Source organism: Actinomycetota bacterium (genome assembly GCA_005774595.1).
Lineage (GTDB): Bacteria > Actinomycetota > Coriobacteriia > Anaerosomatales > D1FN1-002 > D1FN1-002.
Map to the genome: position 1 here is coordinate 1 of VAUM01000106.1, position 5961 is coordinate 5961.

Here is a 5961-nt window from a genome sequence, read left to right on the forward strand (position 1 = left end):
GCGGCGTCACATACGACGTCGTATGTGACGTCACCGGCGACGTCGTATGTGACGCCGGGGCCGCGGAGAAGGCCGGCGCGGGAACGGCGCCCTCAGCTGGAGCGCTCTCGGCGGGCGCGGCGTCGTGCGCCGGCTTCTTCTTCGCGGTCATCTCGCGCTCCACTCCTCGTCGAGGCGGAAGATCCTCGCGGCGTTGCCGCGCATCACCGCGTCCATCCACGCGTCGGGCACGCCGAGTCCCTCGAGCGTGCGCTGCTGCATGTGCCGGATCCAGGTCCGGTACGGCGCCGTCGTGCCCGAGTCGGTCCCGAACAGCACGCGCTCGGGCCCGAGCGCGGTCAGGCACCGCTCGAACACGTCGGCCACGGACAGCTTCGGCACGTAGTGGTCCATCCAATTGTTGGTGCCGCTCGAGTCCACGCACACGTTGGCGCACTGGTAGCCGAGCCGCAGGACGCTGTCGAGCCAGCCGGCGCCGAAGTGCGCGATCACGAAGCTCAGCTCGGGGAAGTCGCGCGCCACGGGCGACAGGTCGACCGGGTCGGCGTAGCGCAGGTCACCGGTCGGGTCGACCGTCACGCCGTAGTGGATGATGAGGTTGGCGCCGAGTTCGGCGGCCTTCTCGAAGAACGGGCGGCACGCCGGGTCCGACAGCCGGTAGCAGCGGTTGACCGGATACAGCTTCACGCCCCGGAAGCCGGCGGCCATCTCGCGCTCGAGCAACGCGGGCGCGTCGGGCGAGCGCGGGTCCACGCTGCACAGCGCATGCACGTGACCGCACGCGGCGGCGATGAAGTCGCGCGTGTACTGCGAGTCCGGGAACACCGAGACGACGAGCGCCTTGGCCACGTCGGCAGCGCGCAGGCGGTCGACGTACCAGCACGCCGCCTGCTCGGCCGTCAGGTCGGGCAGCTCCTGGCCGCGGCGGCCGAACTTGCGCTCGGCGAGCGCCTTCTTGAAGCGGGCGGGCGCGTCCGGGTTGTTCTCGATGAACTCCGTCATGAGCGGCACGGTGAACAGGTGGACGTGCGCGTCGATCGCGTCCCCGGGCGCGGTCGGTCCTGCGGGCGCGAGCTCCGTCACGCGGCGCCCGTCCCGGCCGGCGGCGCGGGCGGCGGCACGTACTCGGCCTCGGGCTCCTTGGGGATCACGATGCTCGCCACGATGTAGACCAGCAGCAGCGGTACAGCGTCTTCACGGTGGCGCTCCTCCCTCATGCGCGGCGCGGCGGCCGTACGGGCGCCCACTCGGGCTTATGCGCCAGCGCCGCCGGTCTCAAACGGCCGCGTGCGGGTGACCTGCAGCCGCGCTATGCGCCGGCGCCGCACCGCGGTCACGCGCAGTTCGAACCCGTCGCACTCGACGGTCTCGCCGGGCTCGGGGATGTGGCCGAGGCGCATGAGCACCCAGCCCGCGAGCGTCTCGTACTCGTCGGACTCGGGCAGCTCGAGGCCGAGCATCTCGCCGGCGTCCTCGACCGGCAGGCGCCCGTCGACGGTCCAGCGGCCCTCGCCGGTCTCGGTGACGTACTTGCGGTCCGGGTCGAACTCGTCGGCGATCTCGCCCACGACCTCCTCGACGATGTCCTCCATCGTGACGATGCCCGCGGTGCCGCCGTACTCGTCGACCACGATGACCATGTGATTGCGCCCCGCCTGCATCTCCGAGAGCAGCTGCAGGATGCGCATCGTCTCGGGAACGAACGTCGGCGGGCGCATCTCGCCGGTGATCGGCACGCCGGCCACGCGGCACGCCGCTGCGGGGGCGACCAAGTCCTTCAGCAGCACGATGCCGACGACCTTGTCGGGGTCCTCGTGGTAGACCGGCAGGCGCGAGAAGCCGGAGCGGTCGAACACCGCGAGCGCGTCCTCCAGCGTCACGGTATCCTCGACCATCACGGCGTCCACGCGCGGGACCATGATCTCGCGCACCACGGTGTCCCCGAGCTCGAAGACCTCGTGGATCATGCGCTTCTCCTCTTCGAGCAGCGTGCCCTGCTCGGTGACGAGGAGCTTGATCTCCTCCTCGGTGACTCCCGCCTGCCCGGCGCCCGGCTTCACGCCGATGAGCAGGCCGACCGCGTCGGTGCTGCGCGCGAGCAGCCACACGAGCGGCGAGACGGCGGCGGCCAGCACGCTGATGGGACCTGCGACCGCCTTGGCCACCGCCTCGGCGCGCTGCAGGCCGAGGCGCTTGGGGACCAGCTCGCCCACCACGATGCTCACGTACGAGATGACGAGGGTGACGGCTGCCACGGCCGTACCGGTGGCGATGCTGTCGAGCCATGCGACCCCGAGCGAGCGCAGCCATGCGGCGACCGGCTCGGCGAGGGTGACGGCCGCGGTGGCCGAGGCCATGAAGCCGAGGAACGTGATACCGATCTGCACCGCCGAGAGCAGGCGCGACGGGTCCGAGGTCAGCCTCAGTGCGGCCTGGGCGCCCTTCGAGCCCTTCTCGGCCGCGGCCTTGAGCGCCGACTGCCGCGCGCTGATGAGCGCGATCTCGGACGCGGCGAAGAAGCCGTTGAGCACGATGAGCCCGAACACGAACAGGATCTCGACGGCGTAGTCACCCATGGGGATAGGGTAGCGCACCGCGAGCACCGCCCGCGCGCCGTTCTGCGTTCATGCACGCTCACGCTACTTCCGATACCCTCTTGTGAGCCGGCTCCCCGCTCGAAGGACCTTCGTGGCGCTCGAAGACCAGGAGAAGCGCGACCTCGAGGCGATCGTCCGCGGCCTGTCTGCGGCGGCCAAGTCGCTGCGCCTCTACCCGCCGACGAGCCCGATCCCCAAGCAGTCCGTCGACGCGGCCGCCGAGGCCCTCGTCGCCTTCCTCGGCGGCCGGCCGGTGCTCTCGCTCGCCGTCGGCCGCGACGGCCTCACCTACACAGACGAGCCGATCGCCTCGGGCACGCCCGGCGTCGGCGACCTCGCGGGCGACCTGCGCGCCCACGGCGTGGCCGAGGTCGACTTCCTCCCCGGCTGCTCGCCCGACGACCTCATGCGCTTCCTCACGCTGGCGATGGGCGACGCGGCCGCCACGCGCACCGAGGGCGGGTTCGCCGCCCAACTGGTCTCGCTCGGCGTCGAGAGCATCCGCGCCTCCGACGTGCACCTCACCGTCGTCGAAGAGGACCTGCTCACACCGGACACCGACATCGACGCGTTCTTCCGCGACCTCGGCATGGACCCGGCCAAGCTCACCGCGTGGCTCACCGCGATGTCGAAGAAGGACTCCTCGGCGCTCGAGGACGGGCTCGCGGAACTCGGCCGGGCGGCCGGCGACGACGGCCTCGTCGACCTCGCGCGCAACCTCGCGGCCGCGTTCGCCGCGCAGGACGCCGGCGGCAAGGACGCGCTGTTCGCCGTCGCGATGGACGCGGGCGACCCGCGCGAGATCGTGGCGCGCGCGTTCGCGTTCGTCAGCCCCGACCAGATGGCGGGCGGCCTGACCGGCGGCCTGTACGGCCGCAACATGCTGTCGCTGTCCAACGCGATGACGAAGCTGCCGATCGCCGAGCAGCTCGACTCGATCATGGCCGAGGTCCGCGCGATGCTGCCCGACATGGGCCGCTCCGGCAAGGAGTCTGAGTTCCTCGAGCACATGATGACCGTGCGCGCGAAGACCGAGCCCGAGGTGCCCATCGCCGTCGCCGACCAGACCTACGCGACCGTCGCCAAGCTCACCGAGGTCACCGAGGAGGAGCGCACCCGCGCGAGCGGCGAGGCCTCCTCGGCCAAGGCGAGCGCGCGTGCGGTCGAGACGATGCTCGCCCTGCTCGACCAGCAGACCGACTACGGCCTGTACTGCCACAGCATCGAGAGCCTCGCCGGGATGGTGCCGGTGCTCGTCGAGGAGCGCGACCTCGCGATGGCGCTCCACGTCCTCGGCGAGCTGCACTCCCGCGAGATGCGCGCCCAGCAGCCCTGGCCCGACCTCGACCGCAAGCTGCGCGACGCGATCTCCTCCGCCACCGGCCGCCGCACCATGGCCGCCGTGCTCAAGGCGCTCGCGGAGGACCCGAGCCGCATCGCGCTGGCGCGCGAGATCGTGAAGCAGGCCGGCGAGGGCTCCGACGTGGCGCTCGCCGAGGAGGCGCTCGCGCTCAAGGCCGAGGGCCTGTCGGCCGCCGAGGACCTGGTGGGGCGGCGCATCGTCGACCTGCTCGCTGCGGCCGCGCCGAACGCTCAGTGGTTCCAACTCGCGCCGATCGTCGCGCGGCTGGCCCGGGAGCCCGACGCGCGGGCCGTCGGCGCCATCCACGCGCTCATGAACCGCGCCGACGAGCAGTCGCGCCGCGAGGTCGCCAGCGGCCTGGCGATGACGGGCGGCTTCAACGCCGCCAGGGAACTCGGCACGCTGTCGAAGGACGCGAGCGCCGAGGTGGCCGTCATCGCCGTACGCGCGCTCGGCAAGATGGACGGCGAACCGGCCGCGCGCGTGCTGTCCGAGCGCCTCGGCGAACTCGACATCGACGGCAAGGACTTCGCGCTGGCCCGCGAGGTCATCGGCGCGCTCGCGCGCGTGAGCGACCCGTCCGCGGAGGCGGCGCTCAAGTCGCTCGCGGCGCGCAAGGCGCTCATCAAGCGCGGCCACTTCGCCGAGGTGCAGGACCTCGTCAAGCAGGCGCTCGACTACCGTACGCGCCAGGGGGGAGCGAAGTGAGCGAGACCGCGGTCGGCGTCGTCACAGCGCTCGCCCAGGCACGCAGGGCCACCCAGCTCTACCCGCCCACGCACCCGAGCTTCGCCGAGGCGGTCGAGGGGCTCGTGACCGCCGTGCGCGCCGCAGCCGCGGCCGCGCCGTTCACGCTCAATTGGCACCAGGGGCGCCTCTACCACGAGAGCGCCGTGCTCCCCGACGACCTGCCCGGCATGGCGGCGATGGCCGAGGCGTTCGAGGCCAGGCGCATCGAGAGCATGGGCCTGCACGCCGGCTTCGGCGAGACCGATGCGCTCGGCCTGACCGAGGTGCTCGCCTTGAAGCCCGGCCCCGACCTCGACGTGGACGCTGAGCTCGCCAGCCGCGGCGTCTCCAACGTCTCGATCCAGTTCCTCGCCGACGACGACGAGGAGCGCGAGGAGCGGGACCGCAAGCGCGAGGCCGACCGCGGCATGTACAACCAGCTCATCTCGATGCTGCGCGCCGCTCAGGCGCAGATGGCGCGCGGCGGCACCGCCGACCTCGGCCATGCGAGCGGCGTGGTCGCCGGTATCGCGGGCCGCCTCGGCGAAGACCAGGCCGCCATCCTCGCGATGGCCACGATGCGCGCCAAGACCGAGGCGGACCTCTTCCACTCCACCAACGTGATGATCTACGCGCTGACGCTCGGCACCTCGCTCGGGCTGCCGGACGAGGGGCTCACCTCGCTCGGGCTCTCGGCGCTGCTGCACGACATCGGCAAGTCGGCGTTCGACACGGCCGACGAGCACCAGGCGCAGGCCATCAAGCTCATGCACCCGTCGGTGGGCGCGCAGATCCTCGGCCGCCTGCCCGGTGAGGACAAGGCGTCGATGCTGGTGGCGTACGAGCACCACATGGGGATGGACGGCTCCGGCTACCCCGAACGCCCGGCCGACTACATCCCGCACCCGTACAGCCGCATGATCGCCATCGCCGACCGCTACGAGAACCTCACCAAGCCCGACCCGTTCGGTGTCGCGCAGACGCCGGACCGCGCCGTCGTGCAGATCCTGCGCGAGGCCCGCGGCCCGCTCGACGCGCTGTTCACGCGGCTGTTCGTCAAGGCGATCGGCGTCTTCCCGGTCGGGTGCCTCGTGCGGCTGTCCGACATGCGGGTCGCCGTGGTCGCGGGGCACGGCAACGACGCGCTACTGCCGAAGGTGCGCGTGATCTACGACGAGAACGGCATCGAACTCGAGGAGCCCGTCGAGCTCCTGCCCGACGAGGCGCAGGTGACGATCATCGAGGTCATCGACCCGGACGCGCTGGCCCTCG

4 protein-coding genes are annotated in these 5961 nt (G+C 71.9%); 2 read left to right on the top strand and 2 right to left on the bottom strand.

Annotated elements, in window-relative coordinates; translation table 11 throughout:
- Window positions 1-147: 147 nt before the first annotated feature.
- Both FDZ70_05575 and FDZ70_05580 read right to left on the bottom strand, forming a co-directional pair.
- Window positions 148-1083: an amidohydrolase gene (locus tag FDZ70_05575; protein TLM77433.1), complete on the bottom strand. Its 936-nt coding sequence runs from the start codon at window positions 1081-1083 to the stop codon at window positions 148-150.
- A 170-nt stretch (window positions 1084-1253) separates the two neighbouring features.
- Window positions 1254-2576: an HlyC/CorC family transporter gene (locus FDZ70_05580; protein ID TLM77434.1), complete on the bottom strand. Its 1323-nt coding sequence runs from the start codon at window positions 2574-2576 to the stop codon at window positions 1254-1256.
- Window positions 2577-2688: 112 nt separating this feature from the next.
- Between FDZ70_05580 and FDZ70_05585 the strand changes: the two genes are divergently transcribed.
- Together FDZ70_05585 and FDZ70_05590 are read left to right on the top strand one after the other, a co-directional pair.
- Window positions 2689-4668 (top strand): hypothetical protein, encoded by a 1980-nt coding sequence (locus FDZ70_05585; protein TLM77435.1) that lies wholly within the window; start codon window positions 2689-2691, stop codon window positions 4666-4668.
- Window positions 4665-5961 (top strand): HD domain-containing protein (locus FDZ70_05590; GenBank protein ID TLM77436.1); only part of this gene is annotated, 1297 nt, incomplete at its 3' end. The genes FDZ70_05585 and FDZ70_05590, both read left to right, overlap by 4 nt.

Coding starts and splice junctions, on each gene's coding strand:
- FDZ70_05580 (TLM77434.1), bottom strand. CDS start 2,576: ATGGGTGACTACGCCGTCGAGATCCTGTTCGTGTTCGGGCTCATCGTG.